Below are 23,671 nucleotides of genomic sequence, written 5' to 3' on the forward strand. Positions count from 1 at the left end.
ATGCCGTCTAGATCGTACGATATCAATTTGAGCGTATGCAAGAGAGACAAAAAAATGGAGGGTGAGATGTGCAATGATGAATACAACATTTCCGTACGAGAAAAAGTGCATGCAAGTATTCGGAGTGGAGATGGCTTATGTAGAGGAGGGAAGCGGCGACCCGATCGTCTTCTTGCATGGGAATCCGGCATCCTCCTATCTGTGGCGCAACATTATGCCCTACGCCGGGAAGCTTGGCCGCTGTATCGCGCCTGATCTCGTCGGCATGGGCGATTCCGATAAACTCCCGAACGGCGGTCCTCACGCATATACCTTCGTCGAACACCGCCGCTATCTCGACAAGCTGCTTGAACAGCTGGGAGTCAGCGAGCGTGTGACGTTCGTCGTGCACGACTGGGGATCGGCACTGGGATTTGATTGGGCGAAGCGTCATCCCGGTGCGGTCAAAGGCATCGCTTATATGGAGGCGATCATTATGCCCGGCAACTGGAATGATATGTCGAAGGAAGGGCGCCAGGTGTTCCAAGCACTTCGGTCGCCAGAAGGGGAACGAATGGTGCTGGAGCAAAATTCGTTCATCGAGTTCAATCTGCCGGTTAACATCCTGCGCAAGTTGACGGATGAAGAGATCGCCCAGTACCGCCGTCCATTCTTGGAGCCGGGTGAAAGCCGCCGTCCTATGCTCAGCTGGGCACGCCAGCTTCCGATCGGCGGCGATCCGGCCGATGTAATCGCGATTGTCACTGAATACGGCGAATTTCTGGCGAAGAGTTCCGTTCCCAAGCTGTTCGTTCATTGCGAACCCGGCAGATTGCAGCAAGCCCACGTCCATTTCTGCCGTACTTGGCCATCGCAGACGGAAGTTACGGTACCGGGTCTTCACTATCCGCAAGAAGACGCGCCCGAAGCAGTCGGCGAAGCGCTTGCCGTATGGTTGGAAAAATTGGCGTAAGAACGCGCTATTATTTCGTATTGAAATCCCAATATCTCCTTGTTATAATTGAAAATGATTATCATTATCGAAATATCAAGGGGTGATTCATACGGAATCCAAAGCGATACAAACTAAACCAACAGCAGCGCCGAAAGGACAAAAAACGAAGCCGCCTTCCCCCGTATCTCGTTTAAAGCCGTTCCTGCTTAAGCGGAAGGCGGCGCTCACCGGCTCGATTGCAACGGGCGTTGTTGCTACCCTGATGGGGCTTATTCCTTACTGGGTTATCTATCAGATCTGCAAGGGCTTGACGGACGGCGGGCTGCTTGGCGATCAAGCGCAGCTGCTCGCGCTTGCCGGGACAGCTTTGCTTGCGATTGCACTCAAAGGGCTGCTGACGTCATTATCGACGAATTGGACGCACCGCGTCGCCTATGACGTGGTGTACGAGGTTCGCATGGCCTTGGCGGATAAGCTGGCGAAGCTGCCGCTCGGCTACTTCGACCGGACGGACAGCGGCAAGATCAAGCACACCTTGAATGAGGACGTAGAGCAGCTGGAGGAAGGCATTGCCCATCTGCTGCCGGATATTACAGCAAGCACAGCTTTGCCGATTCTCTCCTTTGCCATCATGTTCACCATGGATTGGCGGATGGGGCTGGCGGTGCTTGCTTTCATAGGTGTGACGGTGGGTGGCTACGCACTAGTTATGACCTATCTAAAACCGCTTCAAGCCGGGTACGGCAAAGCGGGGGCGGCGGTCAGCAGCGCTATTCTTAATTATGTATACGGAATGAAGGTCATTCGCGTCTTCTCCCGCACGGAGCTGGCGTTCGAGACGTATTCCAAAGCGGTTCGTGATTTTTCGGAGACTTCCTCCTTAATCGAGCGCAAAGGCATGCCAGCCAAAACGATTGCCGTGCTGCTCTCCCGGTCAGCGCTGCTGATTGTTATCCCGGCAGGGATCTGGTTGATCGCTCAGGAGCAGCTTACCGTTCCCGTGCTTATCTTTTTCATTCTGATGTCATTAGGGGTAGGGGCGGCTTTATTCAAAATGCTCCGCTCAAGCGGCATGACGGCCTTTCGTTTGGCTGCATCACTCAAGAATGTAAGCAAGATGCTGGAGGAACAGGAAATGGCATCGGCAGATCAGCCGCAGAAGCCAAAGGATGCGACCATCCAATTCCAACACGTGACCTTTGCTTATAACAAGCAAGCTGTGCTCCGTGATGTATCGCTTACGATTCCCGCAGGAACGATGACTGCGCTGGTAGGACCGTCAGGAGCTGGGAAAACGACAATAGCTCGCCTGCTGCCTCGTTTCTGGGATACGGATGGCGGCAGTGTGACGATTGGCGGTGTCGATGTACGAGAGATGAGCGAGGAGCGGTTGATGTCGCTCGTGTCGTTTGTTTTCCAGGATGCTTACTTGTTCCAGGGAACCGTCATGGACAATATCCGGCTAGGCAAGCCTGGTGCTACGGATGAGGAGGTTATGGCTGCCGCTCTCCGGGCTGGCTGTCATACATTCATTGAACAGTTACCGCATGGCTATCATACCGCTGTCGGTGAAGGCGGTATGACACTTAGCGGCGGTCAGCGGCAGCGGATCAGTCTCGTTCGCGCCATATTGAAGGATGCGCCTATTATCATGCTGGACGAGGCGACGTCGCTTGTCGATCCGGAGAACGAAGCCCACATTCAGGATGCGATCGCGGGGTTGCTTCATCCTGCCAATGGCGAGCCCAAAACGATTGTGGCAATCGCCCATCGGCTTGGCACTGTGGTATACGCCGACCAGATTGCCGTCATTGACGAGGGGAGCGTCGCAGCTGTCGGGACGCATGGAGAACTGCTGCAGAAGAGCGAACTATATCGCCGCCTGTGGGAGGCGTATGAGGCCGGGACGGAGGATTTGGAAGGGGATCAGCCCGTTCTGGACTCGGTGACTGCGGCGGTGGCGGCCCCGGATTTGTCGTTAGAGACGCAGGCAGGCGAACCGTTCACAGAGGATTCACAGGCGTTCGGCAAGCTGGGTGGAGGCACTCCGGTGCCGGACGATCCTCACCGGCATTTGGCGGAGATGTCGGAGTTTCGGCAGTCGCTGCTGCTGGCGGGCGAGAAGGCTAATCGGCTGCGAGGCGCACTCATCTTCAGCTTTATGGAAAACGTGTTTACTGCGCTTGGTTCCATTGCCGTGGTCGCCGTCTTGTATCAATTACTTGCCGGTCGACCCGACGAGGCGTGGCAAGCGGCCGGTTGGATGGCGTTGATGTTTGCTGGCCAATCGGTGTTTTATTTCCTGACGAATAAATGGTCGTTTCCATTGTTCGGCCATTTCCTGACGCATATTCGTCTGTATTTGGGCGACCGGCTGCGCAAGGTTCCGTACGGCTTTTTCCTTCAAAAGGATGCCTCTGTCCTGGAATCGCGGGTGAAAACGGACGCGTCCACCTACATCTATGTGCCTTCCATCGTCATCGGTCTTATTAAAGCATGCGTCATTCCGCCATTGATTCTGATAGCGATGATGTGGCTGGATTGGCGGCTAGCGCTCGTGTCGTTGGCAGGCGTCCCGCTCAGCGTTGTCTCGGCATGGCTTGCGGAACGGAAGCTGAAGGAGATTATGCAGAAGCTGTCGGCTGCACGGCAGGCAGCCAACAGCCGAATTTTGGAATATATTCGCGGCATAGCTGTCATCCGTTCCTTCGGACTGACGGGCAGCCGGATGCAAAGCTATGAGGAAACGATCGACAACTATAGAGATGCCAGTATTGCGATCAATCGGAGGCTAACGCCGTATACGGCCGTCTATCATATTTCCTTCGAGCTGGGCTTGGCGCTAGTCTTGATCGTTGGCGGTGTGTTCGTCGGGCAAGGAACGCTGGAACCGGCAACCTTCATGGTGTTTCTTGTCTTGGCAATTTGTTTCTATGAGCCGCTGCCGCTGATGGATTATGCCCTGTTCAAGCGCATGTTCGCGACAACGGTACATCATATGAACGATATTATCCAGGCCAGGGACATGCCAGTTCTGACATCGGAACGCCGACCGATACAAGGCGCCGAGATTGCGTTCCGCGACGTCACCTTCGGCTACGGAGATAAGCGGGTGCTGAACGGCCTCAATCTGGTCATCCCGGAGAAGGGGACGACGGCGATTGTCGGCCCTTCGGGCGGAGGCAAGACGACGATGCTGCATTTGATTGCGCGCTTCTGGGATGTTCAAGGGGGCGCGGTGACGATCGGCGGCGCGGATGTGCGCAGCATGAGCTCTGATGAATTGATGCGGCAGCTGGCCTTTGTGTTCCAAGACGTGTATCTGTTCAATGACACGGTGGCGAACAATATCCGATACGGCAACCCGGACGCTAGTATGGAGCAGGTGGAGGAAGCGGCCAGGAAAGCCCGCTGTCACGATTTTATTATGAAGCTGCCGGACGGTTACGATACGGCTGTGGGCGAAGGCGGCGGGCTGCTGTCGGGCGGCCAGCGGCAGCGCATCTCGATTGCGAGGGCGATATTGAAGGACGCACCGATTATATTGTTGGATGAAGCGACGGCTAGCGTCGATCCGGACAACGAACGTTATATTCAGGAGGCGTTCGAGGAGCTGGCCCGCGACAAAACGGTCGTCATTATTGCCCATCGACTGCATACCGTTCGCCGTGCCGACCATATCGTCGTAATCGACGACGGCAGGGTTGCGCAGTCGGGCACGCATAAGGAACTGCTCGCGAACGGCGGCATTTACCGCCGCTTCTGGGAGGAGCGCCGCCGTGCCCAAGGCTGGGTGATGCGCAGAACGATTGAAGAAGTGAAAGCTTAATTTTTGCAAATCCGGCTCGGGATTTCCGCTTTTTGGTGATCCCCGCCGGTGACTGTATATCTCCCCAATATTCTTCTAAATCTTTGACCATATGAATATAGCTGGTAGTAAGAAAGGTTGTAGAGTGAGGGAGGAACTGGGGAAATGAAAGGTTATTCAACTAGTTCTACAATACATACAGTTAACGTCCCAAGAACACAAATGGTTGACCATTTTATCGATTTTATCCGTGTAGCCAATGAGCTTCTTCAGAAGGAATTAGATCTGTCTCCTGCTAATCATGTAGTCAAGAACATCATGAGTCATCTTTCCCTTCAGTTACGCCCCCGCTATTCACCTGAGGAGATACAATCCGTTCTAAGCAACGAGTATATTCAAAGCAACCACCGTAAATTGCAGGATAAGCTGTCAGAAGCCGAATTTCTGGCAGAGCTGAATGATTCTCGCGCTATTTGCCATTCTGAGAGTTCTGACTTAGATCCCTTAACAAGGCTATCTGCCTGGACTATTTACAGGGCTCTAGTAAGTCAGGAACTGTCCACGCTTCGACCGTTCATTCGCCAGGAAGGTCACGCAGAGAAGTTGCCAATGATCTTTGTAGGCAGTGGGCCGATGCCGCTAAGTGCGATTATTCTACACCAATTAAGTGATGCCAATGTGATCTGTCTGGAAATGGATTCTGTTGCCTATGAGGCATCATGTTTATTACTTGAGCGCCTCGGCTTAGCGGATAAAGTTACGGTTGTGATGGGGAATGGATCAGAATTCGACTACAGCTCCTATAGCCAAATCTTTGTCGCTAGTCTTGTTCGCAATAAGATGGAAGTGCTTGAACGAATTAATCAAACTGCTTCTGATCCTCTAGTAGCTGTTCGCACAGCAGAGGGGATGAGGCAAATTATGTATGAAGCGATTGATGAAGCGCAGTTGAACAAGCAGGGGTGGCTTATTCTGGGACGAACATGTCCACAAGAAAATCTGGTCATCAATTCGACTTTGTTTCTTGAACGTATGAGAAATTGTTCTTGCAGTATACGATAGATGTATTTTGTCGCAAGACTGTTTTTATTTTGTGATGACACAAGCAACGTTATGTATCCCGGTAAGGTGATGCTTGACAGAACGAATCGGCAACTTGAAGTAGTCGTTCACGCCTGCGGATTTGAAGCTCGAGTATTACGTTGACAGGCTAAATGAGAAGTGTTATCGTTTGGAAAATGTTCGATATGAAATGAGAATGGATCCGGATAACGCCGACGGAAATCAAGGAGAGGGATAGATTTGAGGACGGATGTGAGCGGAATTGCGGAGGAATTTAACCGGGTTCCGATGACGATATATGGTGTGCACCTGCTGATTCTGCAAGCTGGAATCGTGACGAAAGAGCATAGGGAGCGGCCGACTCAGCACTGCGGTCTGCTCTATGGGTTGCGGGGAGAAGCGCAAATTCGGATCGATGACGCCTGGTATGAGCTGAAGCCCGGGAAGGCGATACATTGCGCATATGGACAAAACTTGGAGATCATTGTAGGTGCGGAAGAGTTTGAAGGGGTGCTTGTACAGTACCTCCCGGACAAAGGGGTACAAGCACTGTCCAATCTGCGGTATTTGTCGACCGCTTTCGAATTGGAGACAGGCGAGGACGAAGGGCTGTTCGAGCTTCTGCGGAAGCTGTGCCTTATCTCCAGACAACCGATGCCTACTTCCACAATCAAGATCAAAAAACTATATGAGCGCATACTGAAGGAAACTCTCCGACTGTCTCGGATGGAGCAGAGGCCGGATTCAAGGAGGAACGAGAAGGGGCATCATGCGAACGCATTGATCGAAGAGCTTGCCGACAGATTTAACAGAATGGCTTTTTTGGTGGAAGACGTTATACGTATGGCAATAACGCCAGGCCAAAAGCTTGAAGGCTATTCGTTGCCGAAAAATGGTTTTCTGTTCGCAGTTCAGGGACAAGCCATAATGTCCTTCTACGGGAAGGAATATATGCTGATGCCAGGTGTCGTCTGCCATGGTTCTGAAGGGGAGCAAATGAGTTTGTCGCCGTGCAATGGGGAGGAATTCGAATATTATCTGATCCATTATCGACTCTGCGGGCAGGATGAGGTGTATGCAGAAGGGATTCCCAAGGACTTTGCCTTGAGGCCCGGCTTGCAGCCGCGCATCGTAGAACTGCTTGAGCGACTGCATCAAACGGCGGTTATCCCTGGGAAACTGACGAATTTTCGCAAGAAGGAGCTGTTCATGTCCATTCTCGGCGAAGTATTCACCGCCTGTCACCTCGCAGAGCTTAATCCGCGCCATTTGGAGGCAATTGAGCGTACGATCCAATACATTCATGCTCACTATGCAGAACCGCTGACGCTTGAACATCTCGCCCAATTACAGGGAATGAGCACCAGGCAGTTCTCTTACCTGTTTTATAAAAATATCGGAATAAGGCCTATTGATTATGTGCTTCAATACCGCATCAGCCGGGCGCGCGAGATGCTCGGGATGAGCGAAAGCCCGATTGGAGAAATCGCCATGCTCGTAGGCTATGACGATCCCCAATATTTCAGCCGCGTCTTTAGGCGGCATACAGGCATGTCGCCAAGTGAAGCGCGCTTGCTGTCAAGAGCGATCGCCGATGTAGATAATCGTCCACCTTTTATTGAATAATTGTGTACTCCTATTGAGGTAAAACTTTGTTACACTTCTACTGAGAATGAATCTCATTTTCTAAGGAGGTGGCACATATTCTTGACAACAAATCCCGCCCTCCGACTGATCCGTATAGCGGCGGGCTTTATGCGGTTCGGCAGATCTCGAAGTTTCTACAGCACAGACGGTTTCTGATCGCAGGCTCGGCAGCGCTCGCCACAATGTCTGCTGCGCTTGGTGTGGCGCCGTTTCTACTGGTCTACGCATTGGTTCGCATGATGTTGGAGCAGCCTGCATCCAGCGGAGCTGCCACGGTTGCATGGCTCGGCGGAGCTGCAGTAGCTGCTATTTTGCTTAAGGCGTTGACGATGATGGGCGCACATAATTTGGCGCACCGCACGGCATACGAGCTATTGTATGATCTCAGACTGGCGCTGGCCCGCAAGCTCGCCCGGCTGCCGCTCGGTTATTCTCAGAAGCGGGATACAGGAAAGTTGAAGCATACGATGCATGAGCAGGTAGAGCGGATTGAGGAGGGTGTCGCTCACCTGATTCCCGATATCGCGTCTTCGTTGGCAGTCCCTCTTGTTGCATACGTGGTTATGTTTGCGCTGGATTGGCGATTGGCGTTGGCTGCGTTGGCCGCAGCACCTCTCTTGTTTGTGATGTATCGGACTGTGCAGCGCAAGGTGGGCGGCTATCGCCATCAGTATGGAGAAGCGCAGGCGCAGCTTTCATCGTCTTTGCTTCGTTACGTGCACGGCATGAAGGTTATTAAAGCCTTCGCCCGCTCAGAGCGCGCCTACGAGCAATTCGCCGAAGCGGTGGCACAAAGCGAAAGGATGACGGCAGAGCTGCATCTGCGCAGTTTGCCTCTAAAGTCGGCAACGATTATTCTGTCACGTGCTCCGTTGTTGCTGATCCTTCCGCTTGGTGCTCTGCTATATGCAGAAGGAACGCTTTCTCTGGCAACGCTTATGTTCTTCACGTTCGTCACAATGGGGATTGGAAGGCCGTTGCTCAAGCTAATGGGAATGGGCGGAATGGTTTCCTTCCGTATAGCAGCCGCCGTTCGCGAGGTCAGCGAACTGTTGGAGGAGGAGGAATTGCCTGAACCGCTGAATCCGAAGTCTCCAGACGGCTACTCCATCCAATTGGACGGGGTGTCGTTCAGCTACGGCGACAGGGAGGTGCTGAAGAATGTGCGTCTTCATGTGCCGGAGGGGAAGCTGACCGCGTTAGTCGGTCCTTCCGGAGCGGGCAAAACAACGGTTGCCAAGCTAATCGCACGCTTCTGGGATGTAGACGAGGGGACGGTCGCCATTGGAGGAACGGATGTCAGGGAAATGACAGCAGACATGCGAATGGCCAAGCTTTCTTTTGTGCTCCAGGATGAATTTCTATTCGAGGAATCGATCATGGAAAATATTCGCAAGGGCCGTGAGGGCGCTAGTGATGCCGATGTGATTGAATCGTCGAAACAAGCCGGGTGTCACGAATTTATTATGCAGCTGCCCGAACGGTACGACACCGTAGTCAAGCAACAGGGGAGTACGCTTAGCGGCGGGCAGCGGCAAATGATTGCGATCGCACGTGCGATGGTCAAGGATGCCCCTATCGTGATCATGGACGAGGCGACCGCCTATATCGATCCAGAAAACGAAGGAAGACTTCGCTTTGGCTTATCCGCACTGATGAACAAACGGGACGGCTCCGGCAAGACGATGCTGATGATCGCACACCGGCTCTCAAGCATCGTTCATGCCGATCAGATTATCGTCATGAACGAAGGAACGGTCTGTGCGTCCGGTACTCATGCACAGCTGCTGCATGGCTGCGAGTTGTACCGGCAGATGTGGCAGGCGTACAATACGAGTCCGGCGATCAGTTCATCTAGTTTGAAAGAAGAACCTACGGGACCTGCGTCTGCGTCTCGGTCAGTTCATAAAGCTCCTGAGCCGTCTGTCAGGGCAAAGCTTGCCGACCCGGAAGACAACTTGGACCCTGGCGATCTTCTGATCGGATGGCGTCCAGGTATGCTATGGAGAGCTATAAAGCAGCTTACAGCCGACTCATTTCCGCAATTTCTCAGGAGTGTAGGATGCGCTGTGCTGGAAAGCCCCTTTATTGCGGCGGCTCCGTTATCCGCTGCCTTGGCTGTCTATGGCCTGTGGTCGGGGAACAACCCGCTTGCCTGGCTGGGTATCGGTCTGCTTCTTGCAGCATTGATAGGGCAAGGCGTACTATTTTTTCTCGGTCAACGACATGCATTGAAGCTTGAAGGCAGTATTCGCATCAGGTTGCGCAGGATGCTCGGCATTCATTTGCGTAAGCTGCCGCTTGGCTTTCACGACGGATACCCGGCTTCGACTATTGAAAGTCGGATGCGTGTAGATATACACAACAGCGCGTTATTCCATACGATTGCCATTTCATCCGTTCGCGGACTGATTGCCGCTCTGCTGACATCCGGGCTGCTATTCGCATTGGATTGGCGGCTCGCATGCATCGCACTAGCCGGGGTTCCTCTCTCACTGGCAGTGACAGCCGCGGCCAATCACAAATTTGCGGACTTACTGGAAAGTCAGGATGAGCCGCGTAAGGAAGCAAACAGACGAATTACGGAATATATTCGCGGCGTTCCACTTATTCAGGCATTCGGACTGAAGAGCGCCCAGCTTAATCCTTTCATGGAGGCGATGGGAGCTTACCGTGACCGGAGCATTATCTATAATCGAAAGCTGGCTGGCTATATTGCGCTGGACAGTGTCGTATTCGAACTGGGATTCGCTGCGGTGCTGGCGGCGGGGACGGGCTTGTATGTACAGGGGGCTGTCGATCCCGTTACGCTCGGACTCGTGCTTCTGCTTACTCTTGGGCTGTACGAGCCGTTGCCTTTGCTAGAGTTGGCAGGCTTTAGACGCTTGCTCCAGCGCGCCTTATGGAATTTGCGTGAAATATTCGGCAAGGAGCCGCTTATGGAGCCGACGCCAGAGGAGGAACTCTCTCCACGCGGTTGCGAGATTGGATTCGAGCGTGTCTCGTTCTCGTACGTGGAGGAGCGGCAGATTCTGCAAGATGTTTCCTTGCATATTCCCGAACGGAAGACGACGGCGCTGGTCGGTCCTTCAGGAAGCGGCAAGACGACGCTGCTTAATTTGATCGCCCGTTTCTGGGACGTACAGCATGGCAGCGTGACCGTTGGCGGCGCCGATGTGCGTCGAATGCGTTCGGATGTTCTGATGTCACAGATGTCTATGGTGTTCCAAGACGTATATTTATTTGACGATACTCTAATGAATAATATCCGGTTCGGATGTCCCGATGCAACGGAAGATCAGGTCCGAGCCGCTGCCCGGGCAGCGAGGTGCGACGAATTTATTCAAAAGCTTCCGGATGGCTACGATACTATGGCCGGTGAAGGCGGCGGAAGGCTTTCGGGTGGGGAGAAACAGAGAATCGCCATTGCACGCGCACTGCTGAAGGACGCCCCGATTCTGCTTCTGGACGAAGCAACAGCAAGCATGGACCCGGACAACGAACTGATGGTAACCCAGGCTTTGCAGCAGCTTGCGCTGGGCAAGACGGTGGTTGTCATTGCTCATCGGCTTCATACCATTCGCAATTCGGATCAGATTGTCGTGATGGAACAGGGACGAATAGTCGATACGGGAAATCATGAGGAACTGATGCAGCGCTGCAGTCTATATCTTCGATTCTGGAATGAACGATTACAGGCCGAGACACGGGTCTGGAACGAACAAGAAAAAACAAAATTGACTAAGGAGTCCATACCATCATGAGAGCAATGAAATTTCTTTCGGTCGCGCTAGTCATCCTACTATTGGCGGCTTTCGCCGCCGCTTGCGGAAATAACGGGAATAACGTCTCCCCGTCAGAGAGCGCTGCGACCACACAGCCGGAGAAAAGTGCAGCAGCTGAACAACCGTCGGAGGGCGGCTTGTATCCAAGAACAATTACGGACTTCAAAAATAAGAGCGTCGAGCTGAAGGCGGAGCCAGAGCGCATAGCTGTAACTGACTACGTCATATTCAGCCATTTGGTATCGCTTGATTACTTTGCCTTCGCGGCAAATATGTATGATTCTTATATTTCAATCATGGAGTCGATGAAGCCCGCGTTGGCAGACAAACAGATTGAAGACCTGGGAGAATGGGATGCCATCAATCTGGAAAAAGTGGTATCGCTGCAGCCGGATCTGATCTTGTCGAGCAGCTCCGACGCAGACAAAGTATACGAGCAGTTGAACGCAATCGCTCCGGTTCTGTTTTACGATCCGGTCAAAATGGGCAATTCGGAAACGGACTGGAAGTGGGGAGTGCGGGAGATTGCCAAGGTGATCGCGCAGGAGGACAAGGCGGAGGAAGTAATCGCTTCGACCGAGCGGATTATGGCAGAGAAGAAAGCGGATTTCGCCGCACACAAAGACAAGACAGTTGCCTTCTTCCTGTACTCGAAGAGCCGCAGCGGCTTTACGTCGCAGTCCTACACGGCGCTTAAAGTTTATTATGAAGAGCTTGGCTTGACGCCGGCCCTTCAGAATGAGGAGGTTCAAACCATATCCATGGAGGGCTTGATAGAGTTAAACCCTGATTATATTTTTATTTTTGAAACGGATGGCACGGTTGCTAAAGAGCTTGGGGAGATAGAAAATGATGTCATTTGGAATCAGCTGGATGCTGTCCAAAACGACCGTGTTTTTCTAGCAAACTTCTCCATGGCCATTATGTCTCCTGTCAATATTTTGTACGGAATCGATGTCATCGACAAAGCGATGAACAAATAAGCGATAAAGATGACTTCGTACTGAACGAGGCTATTGAAAAAGTCTTTATCTTATAAACAGGACACCTTTACACTATTTTTCGTGGAAAGGTGTTCTGTAATGTCAAATGAATGATTTTACTTTTGTTCTAGAAGAATTACAGAATAAATATTGCCTGGATAATCTGTTCCTTCATTGCTTGGTTCATGAAAGCAAAGTATAATTGATAATAATTATCAGTTCATGGATAGGTAAAGGTGAAAGCATGCAAAAACCAATGCAAAAAACAGATTTAAGCGAGGTCAGGCTTTATATAGAAGAGAATTTCACGAAGCAGCTCACTTTAGACCATCTGGCGGGTCTTACGGGTCTTAGTCCCAGCTACTTTTCCTCGGCGTTCAAACAGCAATTCATCCAAAGTCCCATGGAGTTTGTGACACAGCTGCGTATTCAAAAGGCTAAACAGCTCTTGCAACAGGAAGACGCCCGATTGAAGCCAATAGCGGAGGCTGTTGGGTATAGCGATGAATTTTATTTTAGCCGAGTGTTCAAAAAGGTTGAAGGTATATCGCCGACGATGTACACCAGCCAGCAGAAATCCCATATCGGCGTGGTAACCGGTAATATGATGGGTTATTTACACGCAGCAGGCATCGTGCCTTTTGCTGCACCGTTAAGCGCAAAATGGACTCCCTATTACTATAATCTGTGGCCGGATCAAATCGAGCATAAGGTATCCTTAACCAAAAACAAAAATTATTGCATTCCGAGTGAGCTATACCATTTGCAAATGGATCTTCTCATCTCTCCCAAGGATATGCCGCCAGAGCTGGTCACACGGATGGAGGATCATTTTCCAGTCTATTGGCTGGATGATAGACAAGATTGCTTCATCGCCTTAACGGAGCTTGCTGCCCGGTTGAACAAACGAGAAGAAGCGAATCAGTGGATTACGCAGTATCAGGCAAGATTGAGTGAAATTCGTCAAGGGTTAGACTGGGCGGCTCAACCGCCTAAGATTATGGTTATCCGTATCTATCAGCAGCGAATATTTGCCTATTGCAATTCAGGTATTCAACATCTTTTATTTCATGACCTGGGAGCGGTCCCCAGCTATGAGTATGCTGGCCTATATAACACCGAAATTACGTTTGAGCAGCTAGCCCAATTGAAGGTAGATAAGCTATTTACCATTATATGCCCTGATGATGAGTCTCGAGCAACCTGGCATTATTTGCAAAGAGATGCTGGATTCAAACAACTAGGGGCTATGAAGCATCAACAAATCTATGTCATTCATTCCGATCCGTGGTTTGAATATTCTCCAGTTGCTTTAAGGCGAATGCTAGAGGAAGTGGCCGTGATGATGCTACCTTGAAAATGTACATGGCCGATCGTAATATGTTGCATGGTCAACATGCTTTATCTCTTATATACTCAATAATGAGAATGATTATTATTGAGAATTTAGGAGAGAGGGAAAGTCAATTATGAAGTGGTTTCATGCAAAAAAAATAAGTTATGTTGTGATGGCGGGTCTATTATCCGTAGCACTAGCAGCTTGCGGCAGCAATAAGGAAGCTGATCCTGGGTCCCCGGCTGATCCTACACCAACAAGCGAATCCAGCTCAACGGATGAATCAGGTGCAAACGGATCGAATTCGGCAGCCAGAGAAGCGTTTGACGTAACGGACCAGGTAGGCAATACCGTAAACATTCCTGGAACGGTACAAAAGGTGTACGCGCCTGGTTTGGAGGATTACTTGGTTACACTCGGCGTAACTCCAGTCGCCCAATGGTCCACAGGCGAGAAGCCGCAGCAATACTTGCAGGATACGCTTAGCGGCGTGAAAGAAATCAGCTTTGCCAATGGCGTTCCATCTCCGGAATCTGTTGTAGATTTGGAGCCGGAATTAATTATATTCCCAACCGCTTTCTATGCGCAAAATGGCGTTCATGAAAACTATTCGCAAATCGCTCCAACTTACGTGTTCAAGAATGCGCTTGGCAATGTAGTGGAAGCAACGGAAACGATTGCGAAGCTGCTGGGGCTAGAGGATAAAGCGACAGAAGCTATTGCTGCTTATAATACTAAGCTGGAAGAAACGAAAGCGCAGCTGGCCGGCCTTTCCGCCGGTAAAAAAGCGATTTATATTAATGCGAATGCCCGTGCGATCTTCTTGGTCGGCAACTTCCATTACGGGGGTTATGTGCTCAGTGAGCTGGGATTTGCTCAGAGTGCTCTTGTAGAAGGAGAAATGTCTGCGGATATTTCGCTTGAGATGCTGTCTGACATAGACGCTGATTATATATTTATTAACAACAATGACGGTCTGGGAGATGCATTCCTGGCAGACATTAAAGCAAGCCCGTTATGGACTGCGCTGCCAGCTGTTCAAGCTGGTCAAGTGTTCGACGTCAAAGGCGATCACTGGAGATCAAGCGGATTAATTGCTTACCAGAAAACGATGGATGATATTGTGGCGTTCTTGCAGCCATGATGATTCAGCCGTACGTCAAGCGCAATTATGAAACGATGTTGATGACGAGTACAAGCAATCATTTGGACTATGAAATTTTTATCGCAAAACCTTTTGATGAGCCTGCAGAGGGCGGATACGGGGTCATCTATGTACTAGATGGCAATGGACTATTCGAAACCGCTGCCGAAATCACGCGATTGTTGACGCGCAAGCCCAAAGGATACCAGCCCGCTATTGTAGTCGGCATCGGATACCCTGGCGGCGAAGCCTTTGATACCGTGCGTCGAACCTATGATTTAACAATGCCGGCCGATCCAGCCAATTTACCTCAGCGTCCGAATGGGGAGCCTTGGCCTAAATTTGGCGGGGCAGATGAGCTGCTTGCCTTTTTTGAAAAGGAGTTAATGCCGGCTATGGCACAGCGGTTCGCCATCAATAAGCGGAAGCAGGCATTGTTTGGTCATTCCTTCGGAGGTTTGTTCGTTCTGCATGCTTTATTCACACAACCCGCATTGTTCTCTCATTACATCGCGAGCAGTGCTTCCATCTGGTGGAATGATTGCGCAGTATTAGACGAGTATGAAGCGTTCCAAGCAGCTATGAAAAGCAATGCGCTAAACCAATTGCCCAAGGCGCTTATGATTGCCGGTGGAGATGAGCTTGATCATATGGTCAAGGATAGTCTGGATTTATGCGCTGATATGATGTCGCTGCGCGTTCCAGGCTTTGAAGCTAGCTGGGCGCTGCTTGAGCAAGAGGAGCATGTGAGCGTCATACCCGGTGCGATTAGCCGTGCTGTGAAATTTTTGCTCGCCACAACATCGGAAATGAGTTAGACAGCATATTCGTTCTGCATTGGAGCTGGCCCTTGGCTGGCTCTTTTTGCAAAGCGGAGGGGAAGGGTTGGAAACATTGGCCTCAAATGTTCAAGAATCATCAATAACAAGCACAAAAAAGCTCTCCTTTATACTATTGCTTCTATTCATGCTTTTGCTATTAATGGGAGCATTAGTCCTTGCTATGGCGTTAGGCGCAAAAAGAATCCCATTCTCAGATGTGCTCACGTCGATCTTTGCTTATGATCATACGTCCACTACCCACCATGTGATCCAGACCATTCGCTTGCCTCGTGTGCTTGCGGCTATGGCTACAGGAGCCGGATTCGCCGTTAGCGGGGCTATTATGCAAGGCATTAGCCGCAATCCATTAGCGGATTCGGGTATTCTGGGATTAAATGCCGGGGCAGGCGTCATGCTCGTCATTGCCATGGTTTTCCTGCCGGCGATTTCATTTACCGGCACGCTTTGGCTCTGTGTTTTAGGGGCAGCATTAGGCGCAGGTTTAGTATTTAGTGTCGGCTTATTAAGCAGACGGGGGTTGACGCCTATTCGGCTTGTATTGGCTGGCGCTGCAATATCAGCCATGCTGACTGCCTTAAGTGAAGGAATAAGCATCTTCTTTTCAGTGGCGCAGCAGGTGGCTTTTTGGTACGGAGGAGGGTTAAGCGGCATTAAGATGGCGCATTTACAGCAAATGCTGCCATGGATGCTCCTGGCTCTACTGCTTGCCATCGTCATTTCAAGATCGATTACTATCCTTTCCGTAGGAGACGAGACAGCGGAAGGACTTGGTGTTCGTACTAAGCTGATAAAGAATCTCTCCCTGGTAGCCGCCTTCCTGTTGGCCGGGATTTCATGTGCGCTAGCCGGATCGGTAAGCTTTATCGGGTTAATGGCCCCTCACTTGGTGCGTTACTTCGTCGGCGTGGATTATCGCTATATCATTCCGCTATCCGCCATTATGGGAGCTATCCTTGTTGTGCTTGCTGATTTGGCAGCCCGAATCGTCAATGCCCCTTATGAAATTCCAGTCGGTGCTGTCATTGCGGTTATCGGCATTCCGTTCTTTCTTTTTTTGGCACGCAAAGAAAGGCGGGAGCTATCGTGAAGTTAAGATGGAAGTTTATCATTATTGCCGTATTCATACTTCTGGGTTTTATCTTTAGCATATCTACCGGTCAAAGCAGCTTAAGCTTGCCTGATCTATGGCAGACCATATGGGGGAATGGCACTTCAAGGCAGGAGCTTGTCCTCTTTCAGTTCCGAATTCCTCGTATGTTGCTAGCTTTTCTAGTTGGCGGAGCGTTGGCGCTGGCAGGCATGCTGCTGCAAGCCATAAGCCGCAATGCATTGGCGGACCCCGGAATATTGGGGATCAATGCTGGAGCGGGACTATCAATGATGCTATTTTTACTCCTGCAAAATAGCTCTACCGGCTTGCATACGAATGTTCAGCCGTTCTATGCTCTTATTGGCGGTTTTATCGTGGTAGCCTTATTATTTTTGCTTTCTTATGATCGCCATCATGGGATTATTCCCATTCGACTCATTTACACAGGCGTTGCTATTGCGGCTGCGATTAGCGCATGTATGATTGTGCTGACCTATGTGCTGGACCCTTCGCAATATCAAATGATTAAGGTGTGGCTGGCAGGGAATATAGGGAATAGTAATTGGAATCATGTCTATGCTATGCTGCCTTGGCTCCTTATTATTGTCCCTTTAATTTATCGTCATCATCGTATATTAGATGTGCTGAAGTTCCACGATCCGGTAGCCATCAGTGTAGGCGTGTCTGTAAACAAATATCGCGTTTGGTTTTTAGTATGCAGTGTATTATTGGCAGCGCCAGCGGTTGCGGTCAGTGGAAGCATTGGATTTGTAGGACTAGTCGTCCCTCATTTGGTCAGACGGCTATTTCGCGGGCATAAATTAATGATTCCCGGATGCTTATTAATCGGAGGCGGATTAGTAGTAATCGCGGACGCTCTTGGCAAGATGGCCGTAGCCAATACGGAAATACCGGCAGGCGTGATCGTCGCCTTGATTGGCGCTCCTTACTTTTTATACCTATTAATTAAGAGCGATAGATGACCATCCCAACTAAACCAGCTTTTACAACAGGGAGCGAGTGTGGAATATTGATACATTTGGATAGATTAGCAGAGGTGTTTGCTGGCGGCAGTTATGAAATTGAAGATGTCTACCGCTTAGTCATCCAGCCGAAAAGTATATGGCGTGAATTTACGACCTTAAAGCATGGATTTCTATTTATTATTCGCGGAGAAGCTCGAATAGATGTGAATGGAACAGTCTACGAGTTAAATCCAGGGGCCGTATTTCACGCGGCTCCAGGCATGCAGTTGGGCTCGCAAGTGATAGGACAATCTGAGCTCGAGTATTATTCTCTTTTCTATAGATTGGACAAGGTAGACGACGTCAATTGTACGCATGAATGCGACTCGCATTTTAAGCTGGAACCGGGTGCAAATCCGAGAGTAATCGAATTATTGACCATGCTCCATCAGAATGCCTATACATCTGAAGGAATTGGAAAGCTGCGGGTTAAGGAATTATTTTTAAGCATTATGTATCAAGTTCTGATTGGCTGCAGCCACCGAGAGAGCGGCCTTTCTCCAAGCGAAAGGGTCATAGAGGAAGCTATTGCCTATATTCACGGGCATTATATGAATCCTCTTACTCTCGACGAGTTAGCTGGTCTGCATGCCATGAGTGCCAAACGCTTCTCTTACTTGTTTCACAAGCATACGGGGTTCCGTCCAATCGACTATGTGATTCATTATCGTATGGAAAGAGCCATTGACTTGCTGAAAGCAGGCAATTTCCCGATCCGCGATATTGCGGTCAGTGTCGGTTATGCCAATCCGCTCTATTTCAGCAGACTATTTAAGAGGAAATTCGGTGTGTCTCCTTCCGCATACACAGACCAATTAGATCATCATATCTATTGAGTTACGGATAGGTGAATGACGCTTGCAACGACTGGTGATGAGCCTGAGGTGGTGCAGGCTTTTTTGCTTTTTGACTAATCATTAAGCCCGGATTAGATAATGATGCATATCCCATTTGTGATTTGTGTATTTGAATTTGCTTAAGTCCCTGCTAAACTATACCTTAATAATGAGAATCATTATCACTAAATCGTCTACTAGAGCTTGTGCTTGCTCAGAGCGTTTTTCTAGAGGCAAATCTATAAGGATAAGAAAGGTTGATGGAATTGACAGTAGATAGACAATTATGTATTGGGTTGTCCTTAAATAAAACCTGGATGAAAGGAAATAGCTGGCGGCGGCCAGATAGTGAAGTAGAAAAAACGGGTTCCATTCATTATTACATTGAATGGGCAAAGATGGCGGAGAAGTCAAAGCTCGATTTTCTGTTCATGGCGGATTATCTGTATGTTAGCTCGCAGATGATTGGTGATTCTGCTAGCTTCGGCAGTCCTGACCCAACGATGATATTTGCTGCAATTGCCCGTGAAACCGAGCGAATCGGACTGGTTACGACCGTATCTACGACTTTTAATCCGCCGTATGTAGTAGCAAGGCAGCTTCAGTCTTTGCATTGGCTAAGTAATGGACGGGCAGGCTGGAATATTGTCACCTCTATTGAAGGCGCAGAAAATTTCAGTGATTCCCCGATGCCTTCACCGGAAGAAAGATACGCAAAGGCAATGGAATTTACAGATGTTGTACGTAAGCTGTGGGAGAGCTTTCCGAATGAAGCCATTGTTATTGACCGCGAGTCGGGCATATTTGCTGATAAGGATAAAGTGACAGCAATTCATCATTCCGGTGAATATTTCAGTGTGAAGGGGCCTCTTTCTATCCCTTCTCATCCATCGGGACCTATTCCTTTGTTTCAAGCCGGCGCTTCGGATGTTGGCCGCAATTTTGCCTCTTCCGTCGCGGATGCTATATTTGCGGCAATGCCGGATATGGAATCGGGAGTGGAATTACGAAGTGATTTGAGAAGAAGAGCCGCAGAGCAGGGACGTGATCCGAACACCATCAGAGTGTTGCCGGGCTTATATTTTTTCCTGGCCGATACACGGGAAGAAGCGCTTGAATTGCATAAGGCTGCGCATGCACATTTAAGTACGGAGCGACGACTTAGCTCTCTCATATCGGTGCTGGGTCTTGATTTAAGCGGCTTTTCTCTGGATCAACGCGTAACTGCCGATATGATCCCTGATTCCAATCAGCCTGTTCGCAGCCGGACTCATGCCGAGCTGCTGCGCCGGTATATTACAAAGGCTCAGCCTACAGTGAAAGAGGTGCTGGCAAGACCGGAGGTTGTCGGATCTGCCCACTGGGTATCGGTTGGGACGGTGGAGGATGTGCTGAATGATATTATGGAGCGGTTTGAGGCTGGAGCTATGGACGGATTTATAGCCCTCCCAGGCGGATCAGAAAAATCGATGGCAATATTTTTTGAAAAGCTGATGCCGGAGCTGGTTGAAAGAGGCTTGTTCAGAAGCGAATATAGCGGGAGCACTTTGCGTGAACATTTAGAGATTACGTAATCCGTTATCCATGAGCTTCAAGTTCCGCGTGATCGAAAAGGCTGCAAAGTAGGCTCCACTCGACAGGGAACTCATGCATATTACTACACAGGATATTTATGGGATTTATGGAATTTGAGCTATTCTGTGTTAGACTATCCGTATAAGGGTTAGTCAATTCGTAGTTATCTTTTTTACAACAAAGAATGCAATGACGAAATCTCTTCATTTCAGAACAGTTGTAAAGGGGATAAACCATGAAAAAGACAATTATGATACTGTTCGTGCTGTGCTCTATGATGACAGGGTGTACAACTAACGGGAAAGTAATCAACTTAGTACAGATAAAAGAATCGTTTGAGAAGCGCGGATTTCTTTTAGGAGAACAAGTAGATATAAATAAGAATAGTGTATTTCAAATGACTTTAAATGGTGTCGAGCCTGAATCTTATATGATTAATGATAAAGAAATAATCAGTATATATGTATATGCGTCCAGTGAAGGAGTTAAGGAAGGAATAAAGGATTTTGAGTATAAAACAGCGACAGCGAATGTGGTACCACATAGAAGATATGAAGTGGCAAATGTCTTGATGTTCTATAGTTCCAGGGGTGATCCTGAAGATGAACGAATTGAAATGGTTTTTGAGGATATGAAATCTCTTGTAGAATGAGATATTAAATGGAAGAAAATATTAAACAGTGACTTCAAGCAATACTGTTAAAGTGGAATAAGAATGATCGAATGATGCGGCCCTAGTGGACCAAAAAAGAAGACATCTCTCCCCAAAAGGGAACGGATGTCTTTTTGTTTGATACATAAACCTTCAAAGAAAAACTATCCTCTCATCTTGAACTCCAACTATATAGAGCCTGCCCACAGAGCAGGGAACTGTTCCAGCGCCAACCGGCTCGTTAGAGCGTCGTCAGAATTCCAGAACGAGTCCAAAACATGCACTTTGCCGGACTGGACGGCGGGAAGCCGAGCCCAGTCCGGCCATCGGTTAAGCTCTGACATTGCGGCTGAGATGTGCTGATTCGAATGAATAAAAACGAACAGCCGGTCTCCCACTGCAAATTCACGCAGGCGATCTGGGGCAATGGAGATATAGTAATGGCCGCGGGCTGGACGCATTTGTTGAATGCGCTCATCCATGCGGAACCCAAGAGGATGATACAGCAGTTTGGCTAAGCCGCGAAGTCGATGAAGCAAGTAAAGCTGTCCATCATGATGATAGTACAGGACCGTAGCTGATTCGTCCGAAGATTTGCAGGATTGGAGCCGCTGCCACATTTCCTCACATCGGATGTCGTAAGCATCGAGCCATTGCTTGGTCCGCTCGCGAATGCCAAGCACTTCCCCTAGCCTCTGTATTCGACGGTGCATGGAGGCATATTCGTTCACTCCGACAGTTGGTGCGATAGCGGACAGCTCCGGATGACGCTCACTTCCATGGCGGCTGAGCAATACGAGATCAGGGTTGAGCGTACGGATCTTGTCTGGAATAAGCGGAAAGCCGATTTCTTGTGTGTACTGGATTTTGTCTGCAAACGAGTCGCTGTTGCAAAAGCGCAAATTTGCTCCCACTGGCTCAATGTCCAGTGCGAGCAAATCGCCTAAAGTGCCGGCATCATCGTATATAATACGCTCAGCCGATACAGGGGGATATTGAACAGCCTCATGCTGTTCGCTCATATTCGTCTTACGACTATAGATTCGCGCATATTGGCCCGGAGATATCCCTGTTTCGAGCTTAAATCTGCGATTGAAATAGTGCTCGTCGTTATAACCTACCTGATGCGCAACCTTCCATACTTGTTCATCGGAGTGACTCAGTAAGGCTTTGGCCTGCTCGATTCTTAACTGGGTGATATAGTTGCTTGGATTGCTTCCGGTCATTTTTTTGAACACCCGGAGGTATTGCCAACGCGGGAGCTGCGCCATATCAGCCAGTTGCTGCACCGTGAGATTAAGTTGATAATTGCTCTGCACAAATTCGATAGTTCGACATACAGCGTTCCTCGGTTCGCGTATGCGATTCTCCTCTTTAACGCCCTGCTCCAGGAGCATAGAAAGCAGGGAGAGGAAAGAGCTTTGCTTACCGATTTGGAGCAGCTCATCCTGAAACCCATCGTCCTCAAAGTTAGCCGCAAATGTATGAAGGACCGCTGCCGGGAGCTTCATCCCGTCAGCCAGCAGCTTTAAGATGCGCTTCAGCGCTGGCCCGTTGGCATAGGCATTCACAGCGGTAAAGGAGAGCAGATAGAAGAGAGATTCAGCTCCTTGGCTGGTTAGCAAGACCTCACTGCCGGGAGTAATCAAGAGACAGGCTCCCGGTACAGCGGATTGCTTGCGGTGTATATCCTTCACCTCCAGTTTTCCCTGAAGCACCAGAAGGAGGCGATATTCGTCAGCGAACCCAATAGGGCAGTATTCTTGGTTGTCGCAGGTTATACGCTGGGTGGAAGTCAGGGCGAACGTGAGTGGAAGTGCTGACTTGCCACCGATAGAAGGCTGAAACATTGGCATTTACTCCTATTTGGCTTCTTCGAACATCTCGCTTTCTATAATTTGCGGGAAGACGTCGATGAGTTTGCGTGTAGTAATCAGATCGTTATCGTTATACTCGAGCGGAATATAGTGAGTCTTTCCATTTTTGACTGGAGGAAGGCTCTGGAATACCTTGCTTTCCTTCAATTGTTTGAAGCCTTCTTTGGCTTCCGCATTATTATCATACAGCAGGAACAGACGGTCGGCGATTAATGTGTCATGCAGTGCCTCTTCCGTAACTTCGATATACGGGGAAGGGGATGAGGACGCTAGACCAGCCACCTTGTCCGACATTTTAAATCCCATTGGGTGGTTGATCAGGTCAAATACGCCGAAGTTTTTCATGAGATACATTTTCTTGTTCCAATAATAGACGATAACTGCGGCAGTCTCTCCCTCGGCTATTTTTCCTTGATCGCGCAGTTGCTGCCACATCGATTGGGTTTTTTGTTCCAGATCAGAGAGAATTACCTTAGCCTCATCCGGCTTGCCTAAGATTTCACCAATAGCAGTGAGTCGCTGCGGCAGCGTGACCGATTCATCGAAGCCGGCGATGGGTCCAATTTTTTGCAGCATAGCATACTCATTATCTTGAGTTTCATAGCCCATAATCATGAGATCGGGATTGAGATCGACCAATACTTCCAAGTTAGTAGGCATTCCGATGTCAGGAGCCTTGGCGCTTAAGCTTTCGTGTGTGGATTTCAAAATATTAGAGTTGCTCATATAGCGGTGCGGGTAGGCAATAGGCTCGAATCCTAATTCTTTGACGTCGATAATAGCTCCCGATCCGGCAACCACAGCAATTTTTTGCGGATTAACCGGAATTTCTGTCTCCCTGCCTTCATAATCTTTGTACATTTTGGTCGTCGCTGGCGCTTCCCATTCGATGCTTGTATTCGTACTTTCCTCAGGCGTTTTTGCTGGCGTTGGCGTGCTTGAAGAGCTGCAGGCCGCGAGCAAAATGAGCAATGAGAGGAATAAGGTGGTCTGGGATAAACGGGACAATAATCTGTTCATGGTGTGTCATTCTCCTATTCAATCTGTATTATACATGATTTGAGGATGATTATCA

Annotated in this window: 16 protein-coding genes; 14 read left to right on the plus strand and 2 right to left on the minus strand. The window is 49.5% G+C overall.

The annotated features are described in order from the left end of the window. Positions 1-73 precede the first annotated feature (73 nt). From AC0YNW_RS11295 to AC0YNW_RS11360, 14 genes are all read left to right on the plus strand, one after another. Complete coding sequence (locus AC0YNW_RS11295) at positions 74-952, plus strand: haloalkane dehalogenase (protein ID WP_475832028.1); 879 nt, start codon at positions 74-76, stop codon at positions 950-952. Positions 953-1,034: 82 nt separating this feature from the next. Beyond that, a complete protein-coding gene (locus AC0YNW_RS11300) occupies positions 1,035-4,763 on the plus strand; it encodes an ABC transporter ATP-binding protein (protein WP_475832029.1) in 3,729 nt (1,242 codons plus the stop codon). Positions 4,764-4,907: 144 nt separating this feature from the next. Continuing rightward, positions 4,908-5,804, plus strand: coding sequence for a nicotianamine synthase family protein (locus tag AC0YNW_RS11305; protein WP_475832030.1), 897 nt, complete (start codon positions 4,908-4,910; stop codon positions 5,802-5,804). Between the two features lie 240 nt (positions 5,805-6,044). Further along, positions 6,045-7,430, plus strand: a complete 1,386-nt coding sequence (locus AC0YNW_RS11310) for a helix-turn-helix domain-containing protein (RefSeq protein WP_475832031.1) — start codon at positions 6,045-6,047, stop codon at positions 7,428-7,430. Positions 7,431-7,498: 68 nt separating this feature from the next. Next, the gene (locus AC0YNW_RS11315) at positions 7,499-11,215 is read left to right on the plus strand and encodes an ABC transporter ATP-binding protein (protein ID WP_475832032.1); all 3,717 of its coding nucleotides are present in this window, start codon (positions 7,499-7,501) and stop codon (positions 11,213-11,215) included. Continuing rightward, positions 11,212-12,219 carry an ABC transporter substrate-binding protein gene (locus tag AC0YNW_RS11320; protein WP_475832033.1) on the plus strand — a complete coding sequence of 336 codons (1,008 nt, stop codon included), beginning with the start codon at positions 11,212-11,214 and terminating at the stop codon, positions 12,217-12,219. Before AC0YNW_RS11315 ends, AC0YNW_RS11320 begins: the two co-directional genes overlap by 4 nt. Before the next feature lie 244 nt (positions 12,220-12,463). Further along, the gene (locus AC0YNW_RS11325; RefSeq protein ID WP_475832034.1) at positions 12,464-13,576 is read left to right on the plus strand and encodes a helix-turn-helix domain-containing protein; all 1,113 of its coding nucleotides are present in this window, start codon (positions 12,464-12,466) and stop codon (positions 13,574-13,576) included. Between the two features lie 112 nt (positions 13,577-13,688). After that, positions 13,689-14,699, plus strand: a complete 1,011-nt coding sequence (locus AC0YNW_RS11330) for an ABC transporter substrate-binding protein (protein WP_475832035.1) — start codon at positions 13,689-13,691, stop codon at positions 14,697-14,699. Then, on the plus strand, positions 14,696-15,517 hold the full coding sequence (locus tag AC0YNW_RS11335; RefSeq protein WP_475832036.1) for an alpha/beta hydrolase: 822 nt from the start codon (positions 14,696-14,698) through the stop codon (positions 15,515-15,517). Before AC0YNW_RS11330 ends, AC0YNW_RS11335 begins: the two co-directional genes overlap by 4 nt. A gap of 76 nt (positions 15,518-15,593) precedes the next feature. After that, the gene (locus tag AC0YNW_RS11340) at positions 15,594-16,628 is read left to right on the plus strand and encodes a FecCD family ABC transporter permease (RefSeq protein WP_475832209.1); all 1,035 of its coding nucleotides are present in this window, start codon (positions 15,594-15,596) and stop codon (positions 16,626-16,628) included. Then, positions 16,625-17,614 carry a FecCD family ABC transporter permease gene (locus AC0YNW_RS11345; RefSeq protein WP_475832037.1) on the plus strand — a complete coding sequence of 330 codons (990 nt, stop codon included), beginning with the start codon at positions 16,625-16,627 and terminating at the stop codon, positions 17,612-17,614. The genes AC0YNW_RS11340 and AC0YNW_RS11345 overlap by 4 nt, the downstream gene beginning before the upstream one ends. Before the next feature lie 47 nt (positions 17,615-17,661). After that, entirely contained in the window at positions 17,662-18,492 is an 831-nt protein-coding gene (locus tag AC0YNW_RS11350) for a helix-turn-helix domain-containing protein (protein ID WP_475832210.1), read from the plus strand. 266 nt (positions 18,493-18,758) lie between these two features. Beyond that, positions 18,759-20,066 (plus strand): NtaA/DmoA family FMN-dependent monooxygenase, encoded by a 1,308-nt coding sequence (locus AC0YNW_RS11355; protein WP_475832211.1) that lies wholly within the window; start codon positions 18,759-18,761, stop codon positions 20,064-20,066. A 236-nt stretch (positions 20,067-20,302) separates the two neighbouring features. After that, on the plus strand, positions 20,303-20,719 hold the full coding sequence (locus tag AC0YNW_RS11360) for a hypothetical protein (RefSeq protein ID WP_475832038.1): 417 nt from the start codon (positions 20,303-20,305) through the stop codon (positions 20,717-20,719). Positions 20,720-20,907: 188 nt separating this feature from the next. Here the strand turns inward: AC0YNW_RS11360 and AC0YNW_RS11365 are convergent, their stop codons facing one another. Together AC0YNW_RS11365 and AC0YNW_RS11370 are read right to left on the minus strand one after the other, a co-directional pair. After that, positions 20,908-22,569, minus strand: coding sequence for a helix-turn-helix domain-containing protein (locus AC0YNW_RS11365; protein WP_475832039.1), 1,662 nt, complete (start codon positions 22,567-22,569; stop codon positions 20,908-20,910). A gap of 12 nt (positions 22,570-22,581) precedes the next feature. Beyond that, positions 22,582-23,616, minus strand: coding sequence for an ABC transporter substrate-binding protein (locus tag AC0YNW_RS11370; protein ID WP_475832040.1), 1,035 nt, complete (start codon positions 23,614-23,616; stop codon positions 22,582-22,584). Between the last annotated feature and the right edge of the window lie 55 nt (positions 23,617-23,671).

The sequence above is a fragment of the Paenibacillus sp. J31R120 genome (assembly GCF_056269225.1).

What these genes read in the sequence shown, in the direction of transcription:
- AC0YNW_RS11305 (WP_475832030.1), top strand. Translation starts at nt 4,908, where the DNA reads ATGAAAGGTTATTCAACTAGTTCTACAATACATACAGTTAACGTCCCA.
- AC0YNW_RS11360 (WP_475832038.1), top strand. Translation starts at nt 20,303, where the DNA reads ATGAAAAAGACAATTATGATACTGTTCGTGCTGTGCTCTATGATGACA.
- AC0YNW_RS11320 (WP_475832033.1), top strand. Translation starts at nt 11,212, where the DNA reads ATGAGAGCAATGAAATTTCTTTCGGTCGCGCTAGTCATCCTACTATTG.
- AC0YNW_RS11330 (WP_475832035.1), top strand. Translation starts at nt 13,689, where the DNA reads ATGAAGTGGTTTCATGCAAAAAAAATAAGTTATGTTGTGATGGCGGGT.
- AC0YNW_RS11325 (WP_475832034.1), top strand. Translation starts at nt 12,464, where the DNA reads ATGCAAAAACCAATGCAAAAAACAGATTTAAGCGAGGTCAGGCTTTAT.
- AC0YNW_RS11370 (WP_475832040.1), bottom strand. Translation starts at nt 23,616, where the DNA reads ATGAACAGATTATTGTCCCGTTTATCCCAGACCACCTTATTCCTCTCA.
- AC0YNW_RS11295 (WP_475832028.1), top strand. Translation starts at nt 74, where the DNA reads ATGATGAATACAACATTTCCGTACGAGAAAAAGTGCATGCAAGTATTC.
- AC0YNW_RS11365 (WP_475832039.1), bottom strand. Translation starts at nt 22,569, where the DNA reads ATGTTTCAGCCTTCTATCGGTGGCAAGTCAGCACTTCCACTCACGTTC.
- AC0YNW_RS11335 (WP_475832036.1), top strand. Translation starts at nt 14,696, where the DNA reads ATGATGATTCAGCCGTACGTCAAGCGCAATTATGAAACGATGTTGATG.